The following is a 14,769-nucleotide window of genomic DNA, read 5'->3' as shown; positions in this document are numbered from 1 at the left end:
AATTCAACAACTGCCGTTGCTTTTCTTCCCTATATGACGATAAATTATGATTAGGTAACCAGGCGACAGCCCATGTCGATCAAGGATTGGAGCGCTTGCTCAGATGAATAAAACTCAGGCGATTTGCGCAGACATTGCGCAAAAATTAACCGAACAAATTGAAAATGGCAGTGTTAAAAGCGGTGATAAACTGCCGTCCGAACGCGAGCTATGCGCGCAGTTCGGTGTCAATCACCATGTCATTCGTTTTGCACTCGCGCGACTGGTTCATCTCGGACTGGTTGTTTCTCATCAAGGAAAAGGGGTCTTTGTTTCTGAACGGGTTCACGAAATTTCTTATCCGCTTACCAATCGAACCCGTTTCACAGAAAATCTTCAGAAGCAGGATGTGCACGCCGATGGAAAATTGCTCGGATGGCAGATCAGGCAACCGAGTCAAAAGGAGTGCCTGACTCTGCAGTTGAATCCAAAAGATCAGATCTATGATCTGCACATCATCCGCTACGCTTCAGGACAGCCTGTCTCCCTAACCCAAACCATCCTTGCGGAACACCATGTTCCCGGACTCAATACCTTTTTAACGGATTTTCATTCCCTTTATCAGCTGCTTGAGGATCACTATAATATCAAACCATTGCGTATAAGTTCTGTTCTTCAGGCAGTCATTTCCTGCCGGCAGGATACGGAATGGCTGGGCATTCCGGAAAATGTACCCATTCTTGCAATCGAAAGTATCGCCAATGATCCGACTGCGGGAAAGCCGTTTGAAATCAGCTGTTCCCGTTTGCGTGGAGATATGTGCCGGTGCCTGATCAACTTTTAGCATTCAATCACTTGATGTATTCATGAAAATCAGGCTGTCAACACCTCCAAGCACTTAACATTTTTTTTACAATGGATTCATAATTCGTACTTATCGATAAGTTACAGTGCATTTGTAAGTGAAAAAGAAAGGGAGGTTCTTTCAATGGTGATCATGACCAAACAACACCTCAGCCGAATTATGAGCGCTTGCTCGCTCCCTCTATTAGAAGAAATCGCGCACAAAATCGAACAAGAACAGAGGCTACAGGTGGAGCGCGAGCCGCAAACCTCACTGATTATGACCAAAGCAAAGGACTCCGTTTCCAGTCAGCCCTTTTATCTTGGTGAAGTACTCGTCACTGAATGTACCGTGTCTCTCAATGGACAGTTAGGGGTCGGCATTGTCATCGGCAAAAAGCCGGTACGTGCCTATTGCATGGCTGTCATCGACGCAGCGCATAACGCGGGGCTGCCGGTGCTTGACCACTGGAACGCCCAATTCCATGAGGAAGAAAAGCGTATTCAGGAGAAGTATGCTTTAGAAGATGCACGCAACGCGCAATCGCAGGTTCATTTCAATACAATGGAGGAATACAATGACAAACGCTAACATTTTTCATCACGTGCATGATACGCGAAAACTGTATCGACGTTTGCTCGACAGTATGGCAAAACCGGGAAAGATCAATACTATTGCCGACCTTCTCCGCGGAGTCCCGGAATCGTGCCCCTGTTCATCCGGCACCTATGCGCTTGCCCAGACGCTGCTGGATCAGCAAGTCAGCTTCTATTACGCTTCGCAGGAATTAAACGCTGATGCTGCGGAGCGCGCGATCGAATGGACAACCGGGAGCCATCATACAGCTTCACATGCTGCTGATTATTTATTCATCGACACACCTCCGGAAATGGATGAAATCGATTCAATCATGCAGTCCGTCCGCATTGGCACGCTGGCCGAACCCGAAAAAAGCGCAACGATTGCCCTTCATGTCCGCAGGCTGTCCGGAGCCGATGATTTGGCACTGCCGATAATCCTGCGTGGCCCGGGAATCAATGGCTGGCACCTACTTTCCGTAGACGGAATGAATATGGAATGGCTGCGCTTGCGTTCTGAGCGCAATCGTGAATATCCGACCGGCTGTGATTTCATCTTATTCGATGATGATGGACAGATTGCTGCGCTGCCAAGAACAACGCTCATCGAAAGAAGGGATTTCTAAATGGGATATGTTGCGGTTACCGGCGGACAAAAAGCGATTGAAGCTGCCGACCGGATCAATCAATGGTACCGGATCAAAGATGCAGAGCGTAGCCTGGAGACTATTGAAATCGAAAAACAATTGCGTCATCTTACCGATCGCGTGATGAGTGAGGGCGGCCTTTATGCCCCGGAATATGCTGCACTTGCCATTAAACAGGCGGAAGGTGATCTCTGCGAAGCCGCCTTTCTGATGCGTGCTTATCGATCCACACTTGAGCGAAATTATGAATCAGAAATTATAGATCCGGGTCAAATGCGTATCATTCGCCGCATTTCTTCCGCTTTCAAGGATATCCCGGGCGGTCAAATGCTCGGCCCAACCATGGACTATACACATCGCCTGCTTAACTTTGCTCTTGAAAATGAAGACGTGCGTGCTCTGCAAGAGCTGTTAAAGGAACAAATACCGGAATTTAATACCGATCAGCCGCTCTCCTTACCAAAGGTTTCCAGTCTGCTTCGCGAACAAGGATTACTGTTTCCGCCAAAGTCATCAGACGTTTTGTTCGATATCACACGCGATAAATTGACCTTCCCGGCCCCGCGATCCGCTAAGCTTCAGATTCTGGCTCGCGGAGAGACCGGCGCCATGACGGCATTGGCTTACAGTAGCATGCGCGGCCATACTACGAATCATCCGACCGTCGGTGAACTGCGGGTCGGTTATGTGGAAGTCACCATTGTCTATCCGTTTGATTCCCGCGAAAGCCTCTGCCTTGGTGAGATCATGCTGACCGAAGTCGAAACCATCAATGCCTTTGAGCGTGACGATCAGGGCGATGTAAAGCTGAGACTCGGCTACGGACTGACCTTCGGACAGAACGAGACCAAAGCCATCGCCATGGCCATTCTCGAGCAAGGCCTTGAAACAAAAGGAACAACTCCGTCTCAAGATGAAGAATTCGTCCTTCTCCATGTCGACAGCATTGAAGCAAACGGATTCGTGTCTCACTTAAAATTGCCGCATTATATCACCTTTCAATCGAAACTTGATGTCTTGCGACAAACACAGAAAATAGCTGAGTCTGAAAAAACGGAGACGCTAAAGGAGTGACACAACCATGCAGCCACATTTGAAACAGACGTACAATTATGCCTTTCTCGATGAAGGCTCCAAAAAAGAAATTCGTCGCACAACGCTTAAGGCGGTGGCCATTCCCGGTTACCAAGTGCCGTTTGCCTCCAGAGAAATGCCGATTGGCCGCGGCTGGGGAACCGGCGGGTTGCAGCTAACTCTGTCACTGATCGGTGATCAGGATTGTCTTAAAGTAATCGATCAAGGAAACGACGACAGCGTCAATGCTGTTAGCATCAAAAAATTGGTCCAGTCCTGCACAGAGGCCGAGGTCACGACCGACTCCGAGCGTGCCACGCTCATTCAAACCCGTCACCGCATTCCCGAGGTGCCGATTCGTGCCGATCAAATCCTTATTTTTCAAGTACCGCTACCGGAACCGCTTCGGATGGTGGAAGCTAAGGAGCGCAAAACGAAGCAGCTGCATGCGGAAATGGATTACAGCGGGATTTGGCTGCGCTTATATGAAGACATTGTCAAATGGGGAAAAATCAGCATCGGTGCCGACTATCCGGCCCTCGCACACAAACGGCACATTTTCGCACCAAGCCCGATTCCCCGCTATGATCTGCCTAAGCTGAATCATGCGGATGGGCTGTTTCTGTTCGGCGCCGGCCGCGAGAAGAAAATCTATGCCATTCCGCCTTATACAGACATAGAGCCACTCGCTTTTGACGATTATCCATTTGAAACCGAACATTTCGACGGGTGCAACTGCCGGCTGTGCGGCAGCAGCGACACATTTCTTGATGAAATTTTCGATGAAAAAACCGGACAAAAATTTTACCAATGTTCCGATACCGGCAACTGCCGAAAAAGACAAGAAAAGAGGCATACACCATGATCCATGATGAAAGCCGCCCGCTGCTCAGCGTTCGTCACTTAACAAAACGGTTTGGCAAAGGCTGCACTGCCTGTAGTCATCCGGAACAACTGCCTGAAGGGAGCAATCATTGCCCGCACTGCGGTACGGTCTGGGCATGCAATGACATTTCCTTTGATCTCTATGAAGGGGAAATTCTTGGAATCGTCGGTGAAAGCGGATCGGGGAAAAGTTCGCTTGTCCAATGCCTTTATTTTGACAGTTCGATTACTGACGGATCAGCGCACATTGCCACCTATCAAGACGGGGCGGCTAATATCTTTCGCGAATCCTCTCAGCAAAAACGCTACATTCGCAATCATTTAATGGGGATGGTTTACCAAAATCCTTGGATTGGTCTGAGGATGCAATTCTCAAGCGGTGGAAATATTGCCGAAAAGCTGATTGCCGCTGGAACATTCAATGTACACGAGATACGCGCGCGTGCCAAAGAACTGCTTGATCATGTTGAGATTCCGGTCACGAGAATGGACGAGGTCCCGCTCCATTTCAGCGGCGGCATGCAGCAGCGCGTGCAAATTTCCAAGGCATTGGCCAATCATCCGCCGATTCTGCTGCTGGATGAAGTGACCACCGGCCTTGACCTGTCGGTACAAGCGCGCGTTCTTGATCTGATCCGTCGCATCCAGCGAGAAAGTCGGACGGCCATGATTGTTGTCTCGCATGATCTCGGTGTCATCCGTATGCTGTGTGATCGAACGATGGTGATGAAACAAGGACGCTGCATCGAAGCCGGATTAACCGATCAAATTCTCGAAGATCCGCATCATGCCTATACTCAGCTGCTCGTCCACTCTTTATTGTGAGGTGTCAAAATGAAAATCTATCATGCAAGAATTGTGTTACCCGACCAAGTCATTGATAACGGCTATGTATCGATTGAAGCGAAGCGAATCGTTCAAATTGAACAAGGTGAGCCGGATACTGTAGAACGTGCAGATCTTGATGCAGGCGGCAAATGGTTGATTCCCGGCTTGATAGATTCGCACAGCGATGCGATTGAAGTAGAAATTGAACCGCGTCCAACGAGCCGCTTTGCGGTCGATCTTTCTTTTGCCGAACTGGAAAAGAAGCTGGCCGCCGAAGGGATCACAACGATTTTCCACGCCGTTTCTTTAATGAAGCAGAATACCGTGCGCAAGGGGCGTGATAACGAAACCGTTTATGCTCTAATTGAATCGCTGAATCGTTTAGCGAACGGCCCGCACTTGATACGCCATAAAACGCATCTGCGTTACGAAATCGCCAACATTGATGCACTGGATTCGGTTTCCGCATTAATCCAAAATGGCAGGATCGATCAACTGTCCCTGACCGATCATACGCCCGGTCAAGGGCAGTATCGCGATTTAGAAGTTCAGCGGCGCCTACTAGTCGACCATCGCCACTATTCCGCGCAAGAAGCAGCGCAAATTATTGAAGAAACGAAAAAGCTGCCCAAACTTGATACGCAAAGCATTGAGAAACTGACAAAATTAGCCAACCTACATGGTGTGCCTGTTGCTTCGCATGATGATGATACGATTGAAAAGCTTGAAATTGTTCGTAGCTGGCAGGCAGGCATCAGCGAGTTTCCCATTACTATTGAAGCAGCACGGTACGCACGGCGACTCGGGATGCTCACCGTGATGGGCGCACCAAATCTTGTACTTGGAAAATCGCACAGCAATAACTTATCCGCTCATGAAGCCGTTAATGAAGGCCTTGTCGATATTTTCTGCTCGGATTATTATCCGGCATCGCTATTGCATGCCGCCTTTAAACTGCATTACGAGCTGGGAATGAGTGCATCACAGGCATTTAACACAGTGACACTCAATCCGGCCAAGGCGTTGCATCTTGACCCGTTAATCGGATCAATTGAATTAGGAAAAAAAGCCGATCTGCTCGTTGTCGGCGTCAGTGAGACCAGCAGGCCGCAGCTGGCCCATGTCTTTGTCGATGGCACAGAGGTCTGCCGCATGCATTATCTGACGCCCCAGTCACAGCAAACGATCAAAGGAAGGTGAGCCATTTGCCAGAACGAACACTATCTGAACAGCCGACGATCTCACTGAATGCAATCGTCATCAACAGCAAACTCGGCGCATGGACGGACATCGGACCGAATACCCGAATGGAAGAAACCTCCTTTGGCGATTACAGCTATACCGACAGTGACGCAAATATCATCTATTCAACCATTGGGAAATTTTGTTCGATCGCTTCACACGTCCGAATCAATCCAGGGAATCATCCGATGGACCGTGTCACTCAGCATCATTTGACCTACCGCCGTGTCCGCTACGGGCTTGCGGACACGAACGATCAACGTGTCTTCGACTGGAGGCGTACCCATTGGGTAACGATCGGTCATGATGTCTGGATTGGACATTCGGCAACCATTATGGCCGGTGTGACGATCGGGAATGGTGCAGTAATCGGTGCCGGCTCTGTAGTCACCAAAGATGTGTCTCCCTACACCATTGTCGCCGGTGTACCTGCCAAACCGATTCGGAAACGATTCAACGATGAACAGATCAAGGAAATCACAGAAAGCCGCTGGTGGGACTGGGATCGGCAAACGCTCAAGGAACATTATGAAGCATTGTGGGCTCCTCAGGATTTTATCCGTCTCATCCGTAAATGGAGGGAAAACCAATGACTGCACTGATTCAGGTCGACCAATTGGAAAAAACATTTCTTATGCACCAGTTTGGCGAAAAACGAATTACCGGCTGCCGCGGGATCGGTTTCACTGCTCATAAAGGCGAATTTCTTGGAATTACCGGCCAGAGCGGAAGCGGAAAATCAACCATTATCAAGTGCATTTATCGCACCTACCTGCCCAGCAGCGGTCACATCCGCTATCAGTCCGAGCGATTTGGTTTGCTTGATCTTGCCGACGCCCCAGACCGTACAATGCTTGCGATCCGCAAAGAAGAAATTGGCTACGTCTCTCAATTCCTCAGCATCATGCCGCGCATGACCGCTCTGGAATTTGTCATGGAACCGCTGCTTGATATGGGCAAAAATGAAACCAAAGCCCGATTGCGCGCACGAGATATGCTTGCTCATTTCAATTTGCGCGAAGCATTGTGGGATACCTATCCGAAAACCTTCAGCGGCGGCGAGAAACTTCGGCTGAATCTGGCACGAGCCATGGCCCGGCAATCCCGGCTGCTACTGCTCGATGAACCAACCGCTTCGCTGGACGAAGCATCTAAAGAAACGGTTAAAGAACGTATTAATGATCTTAAAAAATCCGGAACAACAATGATTGGTATCTTTCATGACCTAGATTTTATGGAATCGGTTGTTGACCGTACGTATAAGCTTGAACATGGATTGCTTGAGGAGGTCATGTAAGGTGACAGTTGCCATTCAAGAACTTACATTGGCAGATATCGACCGCTATGTACACTTGCTGCGACAGCTTGACGAACAGCATTCAATGACGATGAAAGACGCTCAATCGTTATTCAGGAAAATAGATCAGTATCCTTATTTTAAAATTTTCTGTGTTTGGTCCGAAAATAAGCTGCTCGCAACATATTCCTTGATTATCCTTGATAATTTCGGCCATGGCGGCCTAAAAATTGCCATTGTAGAAAATGTCATCGTGACACCCGAAGCACAAGGGTTAGGAATCGGTACCACAATGATGCAGGATGCCATGAAACGCGCATCGGATCAAGGCTGCTACAAATTGATGCTTTCCAGTGATTTGAAACGGCAAGGCGCGCACGCATTTTATGAACATCTTGGATTTCAGCAGCACGGCATCAGCTTTAGAACGGAGTTGAATTCATGATTATCGATCTGCACTGCCATACAAACTGTTCCGACAATTCTTACTCAATTGAAGATGTACTCAAGCTCGCCGCGCAAAACAACATCAGCAAGCTGGCCATCACTGATCATGACACAACAATCGGTCTTGAACGGGCAATTGCTCTTGGCAAAGATCTGAGTATTGACATCATTCCCGGCATTGAAATCTCCGCCTATGACTATAAACGAAATCGACGCACGCACATTCTCGGTCTCTTTGTCGCGTCCGGACACCCGGCACTTGAAGCACTCTGCCGCCCAATGCGCGAGGAACGGCACAACGCTTCCCGGCTCATGACACGAAAACTGATTCAAGCCGGATACCATATTTCTTGGGAGCAAGTATTAAGGCTGGCAGAAAACGGCACCGGCGTCTATAAGCAGCACATCATGCACGCACTTATTTTGAATGGCTATACCGATTCCATATATGGTCCGCTCTATAAAAAGTTATTTTTCAGGGGCGATCGTCAGACCCTGCCTGGGCTGGCCTTTGTTCCTGTTCACTACCTTGACGCAATCGACGCGATTCACGCGATTCGTAAGGCCGGCGGCGTTCCAGTTCTTGCCCATCCCGGCCAATTTGACAACTTCTCCGCAGTTCCCGAATTTGTCGAGGCTGGCCTGGGCGGCATTGAGGTTTTTCATCCGCTCCACGACGCAGCCGACGAGAAAAAAGCAATGCAATTAGCCGAAACCTATCATCTCGCCCAAACCGGCGGATCGGACTTCCACGGCTATTATACAGATACCGGTTCTGTTCCCGGCTCACGCAGCATTGACCGTGATCGGTTCGCTCTGCTCGAAGAAAAAAGAGACCAGACTGGCAAAAGCATTCAATCGTGATTTACCTCAACACATCCGGGCACCGGCCATTCGGTGCTTTTTTTCAAGTAAAGAAACATTCATAACCCGATTGAGAGGCAAGGGACGCCGCTTGGATGAAAATATAAAATGCCCTATTTTACGTATAAAAGTTTAGCGTTTTGGCTTGTTGGTACGACGATAAGCATCATGAGATTCGGTTCGGCAATCCGGTAAGCCCCCGATCTAAGAAATAGACGGAGAAATTCCGCTTATCAAATCGAACAACGTGAAAATGGAGGGTTTTCCTGTGAATAAGTGGAAAAATGACCCTTATATACCTGTGAAACAAGCGCCATGGTGCATATAACCGGAAAATTTCCGCTTATTTTGCTGAAGGACCAGAATGTTTCATGAAACAGAACTGTTTGTTCAAGCACATCACACGGTTGATGATTCAAAACGGCATTTGGAGTAAAGGTGCTTTCAATAACAATAGAAAAACTTTCGTATAAGGAGCTTTCGCTAAATGCGCATACGTCCTGTATGCAATGCGAAAGTCACCACATCCTGTGGAAGTAAGGACCGGGCGTTTTTTGTCCGATTTTTCTTATTTTGTTAAAAAATAAAGCTGATCGATTTCCACTAGACAGTCTTATCTGTCATTCCTGATTCGCAGACTTCCTGCGGCATATAGACACAATACGGCTCAGATGCTAAATAATCACCCGTAACCGCATAAACCCGTGCGCGCGAACCACCGCACATATAGCGAAATTCACAGATCGCGCATTTTCCTTTGAAACCATCCGGATCACGCAATGCCTGCAAAACAGGCGAATTCCGATAAATCTCTGCAAGTGTCTTATCTTTGACATTGCCGCACACAATGGGAAGAAAGCCGGATGGCTCCACATCACCGGTGTGACTGACAAAAATGAAACCATTGCCATCATTTGTTCCGCGCGGCGCCCGCACCAAATCATCGTGAAAACGTCCAATTGTTGTTAGGCCTTCATTGATTCTTGTCACATTCCCCTGATACATCACACGGCGATAAAACTGTCCTTCTGTTGTAGTAATCATATAAGGAACATGCTCCTGAAGCTGAAAAGCCCAGTGCATCACCGATTCATGCAGCTCCGGACTGATCGGCTTGAGTCGGTCGCCGCGTCCGGTCGGAACAAGAAAAAACAGGGTCCAGACAACTGCACCCAATCGAGCCATCAGTTCGGCAATCTCAGGCAGCTTGTCCACATTGTATTGTGTAACGGTTGTATTGATTTGAAAGGGCATGTTCAGCTCATTAAGCGTCTTGATCGCCTTCATCGTGCGCTCAAATGTGCCGCGGAATCCGCGGAAATAGTCATGGGTTGCCGCGTCCGGCCCATCCAGAGACAGCGCCCAGCGCGCGATTCCCGCCTCTTTCGTCCGACGCATTGCTTTGCGTGTCAGGCGCGGCGTTGCCGATGGCGTAATCGACACGCGCACCCCCTTTTGAGAAGCATGGCCGATCAGTTCATAGATGTCCGCTCTCATCAACGGATCACCACCCGTAAACACCAGCAGCGGATTGTCCATCCTGTAGATTTCATCAATCAACTTTTTCCCCTCTGCCGTTGTCAGTTCACCCGGATACGGATGCAATTGCGCCTCCGCGCGGCAATGCAGGCAGTGGAGCGGACACATACGTGTCACTTCCCAGATAACGATGAACGGGGTTTGGTTGTAATCTCGCATTTCAGCCACAATAAAGTGCCTCCTTCGCGTCATTTGTTAACATTCTACTCTACTGTGGCTGCCTCACCAGTGAGGTTTATCATACCTTTGGCGGTTGTTCATGACGCTAGATAAGTTTTAGGACGCGCCTTTTTCTAGATCTCCTTTCGAAAAAAACAGGGCTTTTTCCATTTACTTTCTCTGATTATTATGCTAAATTCATTGCTAAACACGAAAAGCGATGACGAGAAAAGTAAGCTATGTTTGCTCTTTTTAGAGAGATTCGATTGGTGAAAAGAACCAAGGGCACGCTGAAACAAGTCCCTGAGCCACGCATGGGAGTCAACGAGATGATCATGCGACAGCGCTCCTGTTATCGAGCACAGATAGTTGATACCTGACAAGGCAAATGCGGGTAACCGTTTTGCGAACTGGGGTGGCACCACGAAGCTGATCTCGTCCCCAAGACTTGATTCGTCTTGGAGGTGCGTTTTCTAATGAAAAAACGATGTTTCCTGCCCTCGATTAACCACATTGATTAAAGGTTAAACGGAGGTAGTCATTATGAAAATCAGCAAAAGGTTAACACTCTGGAAAAATTCACTGCTCCTATTACTTGGCATTGGCATTTCTAATGTCGGAGACTGGATTTACACCTAATTGCCCTCAATTTAATTGTTCTTGATATGACCCACTCACCACTAGCTGTCACTATCCTTTATATACTGAAGCCGGTAGCAACTTTGTTGACTAATTTCTGGTCGGGAAGCCTCATTGATCAGCTGAATAAACGTAAACTGATGATTGTACTCGATCTGACGCGCGCCGGATTCATTTTCCTTTTGCCCAGCATATCGTCACTTTTCTTTATATTTCTCATGGTCTTACTCATTAACATGGCAAGTTCACTATTTAACCCAACTTCTATGACCTACATTACAAAAGTTACGCCACCGGATCAAAGAAAACAATTTAATTCCCTAAGAGGTTTAATCGAATCCGGAGGGTTCTTAATTGGTCCGGCTATTGCCGGATTATTGTTCCTGATTGGTTCCCCGATGTTTGCGATTTATATAAACGGGCTGTCCTTTGTTCTATCAGCGTTGGTCATCCTGTCCCTGCCCGATGCGGAAAAGCATACCCGCTTTGCCATCACAGAGAAAATGTCTCTTCAGATCATTAAAATGGATTGGCAGGTTGTCATTCAATTCAGCCTGAAAAATTCACTAGTTATGACTGTCTATTTCTTATTCAGCTGCATGATGGTCATGGCAGCATCTGTTGATTCTCTTGAAGCAGCTTTTGCAAAAACCGTTTTAGCTCTTTCCAATACAAGTTACGGTTTTCTTGTCAGCATTGCCGGGGCCGGCATTGCTTGCGGCGCGTTTGTCACTTCACTTTTTGCCCGGAAGTTTTCGATTTCGTTCCTAATCCAAATAGGTTCTCTATTATTTTCATTGGGTTATATTCTTTATGCCGTTTCTCACTCGTTTTCTGTTGCCGCAACAGGGTTCTTTATTCTTTCCTTTTTCATGGCTTTCGCAAATGCCGGGTTCTTGACTTTCTACCAGCAGAGCATACCGACGCAAATTATGGGAAGAGTCGGCAGTCTTTATGATTTAATTGAAGCCATACTCGTGTCATTATGACAACGATCGTTTTTGGTCTGGCGACGCAATATTTTTCAATAAGAGCCGTCGTACTAACCGGAACGATCATCATGCTCGTCGTTGCCCTGCTGCTGTCCGTGTCCGCTTATTATTGGGCGAAAAGGAATGCCACCCGGTCAGGAAGCAACAAATAATAATGTCTGACAAGATAACTCTTTTGAGTAACTTAGAAATTTATGATATAAAGAGCGTTTTATATGTAATCAAAAGCCCTTCGCGGGCCAGTGCGGAGGGCTTTTGGCGCGGATCATTTTTTCATCTGACATCAATCCGTATCCATTCAAAACGCATCGTGATTACCTGAACTATTGCCAACTCCCAAAATCGGTATGGATGTCACTTTCCGCTTATGTGCTTCATCTATTGTTTGAATTGATTATTTCATGTTATGTCGAAGAACAATCGGAAACTCATCACAAACAAATAAATCTTATTCATATGCCCGACTCTACCGCACATGTTATGTTATACTATTTTCAGAATCTTTGTGATTATTGTGAGAAGGAATATAAAATGAAGCCGGTATTTAAAAATCAACTTACAGAAAAAATTTATTCTTATATTGATGCTTCTGATAAAGAGTTAAATTCATTTATCCAGCTACTGAAACCCATTTCTATTCAGAAGGGGGACTTCTTTATCCGATCAGGCGACACCAAACCATGGTTTGGACTTATAATATCCGGGCTGTTTCGAGGTTTTTATATTAAAGAATCCGGAGAAGAATTCACCAAGCACTTTTTTAGGGAAAACGATTTTATGTCCGCTCACAGTCGTTCTTTAGTAGACATAGACTATCTTCCTGAAGCTTCAGAGTATTATTTTCAGGCATTAGAGGATTCCATCGTTCTAAAAGTGGATGATATAAAAGAAGCAAAGAGGCTGTTAATGCATCCATGCTGGGTAGAGATGTTCTCTAAAGAGATTGAACGAATACATAAGATTGAGGAGGGCAGAATTCAATCCTTAATGCTGGATGACGCTACGCAGCGCTATCTTCGATTCAAGCAAAATTTTCCGGGACTAGAAAATCGTATAAAACAATTACAGATTGCATCCTACATTGGGATATCTCCTGTTTCATTAAGCAGAATACGAGCAAAATTGAAATCTCTTAACATAGGATAATGAAGGATTGGTATACCTTGTTAAAATGATTAGTGAAAGAATCATTCACGACAAGGAGATGATTTTATGTCTGACCGATTTATAAAAGGCTGGAAAACGATGCAACAAGTTGGTGGAAAGCAGAGTGAGGACACGATTAAGCGATTAGAGAGCATCGCACCCGGTTTTGGCAACCATATTGTAGAGTACGCCTTTGGCGATATTTTTGGTAGAGATGGCCTTGATTTAAAACAAAGGGAACTTGTATTAATTGCTTCGCTCACAACACAAGGTGATTGCAATTCATGGCTGCATCTTCATATAAATGCCGGTCTAAATGCAGGATTAAGGCCAAAGGAAATTGTTGAGGCAATCGTTCAGTGCTCTCTCCCCTGTGGACTCCCAAGAGTTTTGAACACGATGCGCATTGTTAATCAAGTATTTAAGGAAAGAAAAATTAATCCTTTAGATTAAGTAATTGTTTTACTGTGACTCAATAAGCATGTTTCCCAGAAAACAATTATTGCGAGATAATGGTTTTACTTCGAAACAGTTTGATATCATGATAAGTATTGATCCGGCAAAACAAGAACAAAATCTGATTAATTATATGAGGTGGTACCTTGACCCCTGTCATCGATCATATTCATATTACTGTATCCGATATAACAAGGGCAGAGGCATTTTACGATCAATTTTTGCCTCTAGTGGGATTTTATTTAAAAGATAAAGAAAAAGAGGTAATCCCTGAGTCTGAATACGAAATCATTGAATATTATCATCAGAATTTTTCACTGGGTATCGTCAGCCCACGTTCTGCATACAAGAATGAAAAAGTGAGCAGAAGAAGACCCGGAGCACTTCATCATCTTGCGTTTCATGTTCGTTCTCGCACAGAAGTCGACCGTCTGTTTGCACAGATAAAAGAATTTAAGATGACGATTGTTCATCCACCACAATTATATCCTGAATATTGTAAGGACTACTACGCCTTCTTCATCAAAGACTCAGAAGGCATCGAATACGAAATCGTCAGTTTCAATAGATCGAGTTATTTTAGTTGTTAATCAGCAAACAGGCTCCCGTGTTATAATTAATTCAGTTGATGCTTGGGGGACCGTTCGCACATGATTTCAAATAAAATATTTTTGGATTTTTTACTTAATGCAAAGAAAACGACCTATGCTTCTCAGGGTGATGAAGCATCCGTCATTCCAAAACTTGAAGGATCGCAACAATTAGAGTTTCAGAACGGGGACTTTTTTTATAGAGATATTTATTTTGGATTAAGTTATTTTGTCGGACAGGAAACGGTCTATTATCAAAAGACACCTTTATGGTCAATGGTGTATTCGGGTGGCGTTGACAATACGTGCGATCAGCAGGCAACGAAAGTTATTTATACCTTTTTGGGAAAAGCCCTGCGTCAAGTTAACTTGGAAAATCCATATCGCGGTCCGCAAACATTCGTTAACGGCGATTTTATCTACTCCGATTCAAACGAAGGCACGCTCGAAAAATTCAAAGGCATGGAAATAATTTCGTTAAAGGATAGAGAAGTCTACCGTCTCAACTATTCCGGAGGATTTATTAAATAACCCATTATTTTCATCTGTCAATCTACGTCCAG

General features: G+C 46.1%; 16 protein-coding genes and 1 pseudogene. 16 read left to right on the top strand and 1 reads right to left on the bottom strand.

The features are described from left to right. Positions 1 to 103 precede the first annotated feature (103 nt). The 11 genes from NIE88_RS05705 (at position 104) to NIE88_RS05655 (ending at position 8,685) form a co-directional block, all read left to right on the top strand. Entirely contained in the window at positions 104 to 823 is a 720-nt protein-coding gene (locus NIE88_RS05705) for a GntR family transcriptional regulator (RefSeq protein WP_253060082.1), read from the top strand. 144 nt (positions 824 to 967) lie between these two features. Further along, the gene (phnG, locus tag NIE88_RS05700; protein ID WP_253060080.1) at positions 968 to 1,414 is read left to right on the top strand and encodes a phosphonate C-P lyase system protein PhnG; all 447 of its coding nucleotides are present in this window, start codon (positions 968 to 970) and stop codon (positions 1,412 to 1,414) included. Further along, on the top strand, positions 1,401 to 2,027 hold the full coding sequence (gene phnH, locus NIE88_RS05695) for a phosphonate C-P lyase system protein PhnH (protein ID WP_253060070.1): 627 nt from the start codon (positions 1,401 to 1,403) through the stop codon (positions 2,025 to 2,027). Before phnG ends, phnH begins: the two co-directional genes overlap by 14 nt. Then, positions 2,028 to 3,122 (top strand): carbon-phosphorus lyase complex subunit PhnI, encoded by a 1,095-nt coding sequence (locus tag NIE88_RS05690; protein WP_253060068.1) that lies wholly within the window; start codon positions 2,028 to 2,030, stop codon positions 3,120 to 3,122. Between the two features lie 7 nt (positions 3,123 to 3,129). Beyond that, positions 3,130 to 3,987 (top strand): alpha-D-ribose 1-methylphosphonate 5-phosphate C-P-lyase PhnJ, encoded by an 858-nt coding sequence (locus NIE88_RS05685; RefSeq protein ID WP_253060066.1) that lies wholly within the window; start codon positions 3,130 to 3,132, stop codon positions 3,985 to 3,987. After that, entirely contained in the window at positions 3,984 to 4,832 is an 849-nt protein-coding gene (locus NIE88_RS05680; protein WP_253060064.1) for an ATP-binding cassette domain-containing protein, read from the top strand. The genes NIE88_RS05685 and NIE88_RS05680 overlap by 4 nt, the downstream gene beginning before the upstream one ends. Before the next feature lie 9 nt (positions 4,833 to 4,841). Continuing rightward, on the top strand, positions 4,842 to 6,035 hold the full coding sequence (locus NIE88_RS05675; protein WP_253060062.1) for an alpha-D-ribose 1-methylphosphonate 5-triphosphate diphosphatase: 1,194 nt from the start codon (positions 4,842 to 4,844) through the stop codon (positions 6,033 to 6,035). Positions 6,036 to 6,040: 5 nt separating this feature from the next. Further along, entirely contained in the window at positions 6,041 to 6,670 is a 630-nt protein-coding gene (locus NIE88_RS05670; protein ID WP_290446327.1) for a DapH/DapD/GlmU-related protein, read from the top strand. Beyond that, positions 6,667 to 7,374, top strand: coding sequence for a phosphonate C-P lyase system protein PhnL (gene phnL, locus NIE88_RS05665; RefSeq protein ID WP_253060060.1), 708 nt, complete (start codon positions 6,667 to 6,669; stop codon positions 7,372 to 7,374). Before NIE88_RS05670 ends, phnL begins: the two co-directional genes overlap by 4 nt. Position 7,375: 1 nt before the next feature. Then, positions 7,376 to 7,819 carry a GNAT family N-acetyltransferase gene (locus NIE88_RS05660; RefSeq protein WP_253060058.1) on the top strand — a complete coding sequence of 148 codons (444 nt, stop codon included), beginning with the start codon at positions 7,376 to 7,378 and terminating at the stop codon, positions 7,817 to 7,819. After that, entirely contained in the window at positions 7,816 to 8,685 is an 870-nt protein-coding gene (locus NIE88_RS05655) for a PHP domain-containing protein (protein ID WP_253060056.1), read from the top strand. The genes NIE88_RS05660 and NIE88_RS05655 overlap by 4 nt, the downstream gene beginning before the upstream one ends. Positions 8,686 to 9,288: 603 nt before the next feature. Here NIE88_RS05655 and NIE88_RS05650 read toward each other — a convergent pair. Further along, entirely contained in the window at positions 9,289 to 10,383 is a 1,095-nt protein-coding gene (locus NIE88_RS05650) for a TIGR04053 family radical SAM/SPASM domain-containing protein (RefSeq protein WP_253060542.1), read from the bottom strand. A gap of 549 nt (positions 10,384 to 10,932) precedes the next feature. Here NIE88_RS05650 and NIE88_RS05645 point away from each other — a divergent pair. From NIE88_RS05645 to NIE88_RS05625, 5 genes and pseudogenes are all read left to right on the top strand, one after another. Then, positions 10,933 to 12,166 (top strand): annotated as a pseudogene (locus tag NIE88_RS05645) (MFS transporter). 379 nt (positions 12,167 to 12,545) lie between these two features. Continuing rightward, complete coding sequence (locus tag NIE88_RS05640; RefSeq protein WP_253060053.1) at positions 12,546 to 13,160, top strand: Crp/Fnr family transcriptional regulator; 615 nt, start codon at positions 12,546 to 12,548, stop codon at positions 13,158 to 13,160. Positions 13,161 to 13,226: 66 nt separating this feature from the next. Further along, entirely contained in the window at positions 13,227 to 13,613 is a 387-nt protein-coding gene (locus tag NIE88_RS05635) for a carboxymuconolactone decarboxylase family protein (RefSeq protein WP_253060051.1), read from the top strand. A gap of 149 nt (positions 13,614 to 13,762) precedes the next feature. Further along, complete coding sequence (locus NIE88_RS05630) at positions 13,763 to 14,206, top strand: VOC family protein (RefSeq protein WP_253060049.1); 444 nt, start codon at positions 13,763 to 13,765, stop codon at positions 14,204 to 14,206. Between the two features lie 60 nt (positions 14,207 to 14,266). After that, entirely contained in the window at positions 14,267 to 14,737 is a 471-nt protein-coding gene (locus tag NIE88_RS05625) for a DUF5680 domain-containing protein (protein ID WP_253060047.1), read from the top strand. The last annotated feature ends 32 nt before the right edge of the window (positions 14,738 to 14,769 follow it).

Origin of the sequence: Sporolactobacillus shoreicorticis, assembly GCF_024125445.1 — a bacterium.
Lineage (GTDB): Bacteria > Bacillota > Bacilli > Bacillales > Sporolactobacillaceae > Sporolactobacillus > Sporolactobacillus shoreicorticis.
Note: the sequence above shows the minus strand (reverse complement) of the source record. Positions and strands in the feature narration are given on the sequence as shown.

Coding starts and splice junctions, on each gene's coding strand:
- NIE88_RS05650 (WP_253060542.1), bottom strand. CDS start 10,383: ATGCGAGATTACAACCAAACCCCGTTCATCGTTATCTGGGAAGTGACA.
- NIE88_RS05705 (WP_253060082.1), top strand. CDS start 104: ATGAATAAAACTCAGGCGATTTGCGCAGACATTGCGCAAAAATTAACC.
- NIE88_RS05680 (WP_253060064.1), top strand. CDS start 3,984: ATGATCCATGATGAAAGCCGCCCGCTGCTCAGCGTTCGTCACTTAACA.
- NIE88_RS05625 (WP_253060047.1), top strand. CDS start 14,267: ATGATTTCAAATAAAATATTTTTGGATTTTTTACTTAATGCAAAGAAA.
- NIE88_RS05690 (WP_253060068.1), top strand. CDS start 2,028: ATGGGATATGTTGCGGTTACCGGCGGACAAAAAGCGATTGAAGCTGCC.
- phnG (WP_253060080.1), top strand. CDS start 968: ATGGTGATCATGACCAAACAACACCTCAGCCGAATTATGAGCGCTTGC.
- NIE88_RS05635 (WP_253060051.1), top strand. CDS start 13,227: ATGTCTGACCGATTTATAAAAGGCTGGAAAACGATGCAACAAGTTGGT.
- NIE88_RS05655 (WP_253060056.1), top strand. CDS start 7,816: ATGATTATCGATCTGCACTGCCATACAAACTGTTCCGACAATTCTTAC.
- phnH (WP_253060070.1), top strand. CDS start 1,401: ATGACAAACGCTAACATTTTTCATCACGTGCATGATACGCGAAAACTG.
- phnL (WP_253060060.1), top strand. CDS start 6,667: ATGACTGCACTGATTCAGGTCGACCAATTGGAAAAAACATTTCTTATG.
- NIE88_RS05640 (WP_253060053.1), top strand. CDS start 12,546: ATGAAGCCGGTATTTAAAAATCAACTTACAGAAAAAATTTATTCTTAT.
- NIE88_RS05685 (WP_253060066.1), top strand. CDS start 3,130: ATGCAGCCACATTTGAAACAGACGTACAATTATGCCTTTCTCGATGAA.
- NIE88_RS05675 (WP_253060062.1), top strand. CDS start 4,842: ATGAAAATCTATCATGCAAGAATTGTGTTACCCGACCAAGTCATTGAT.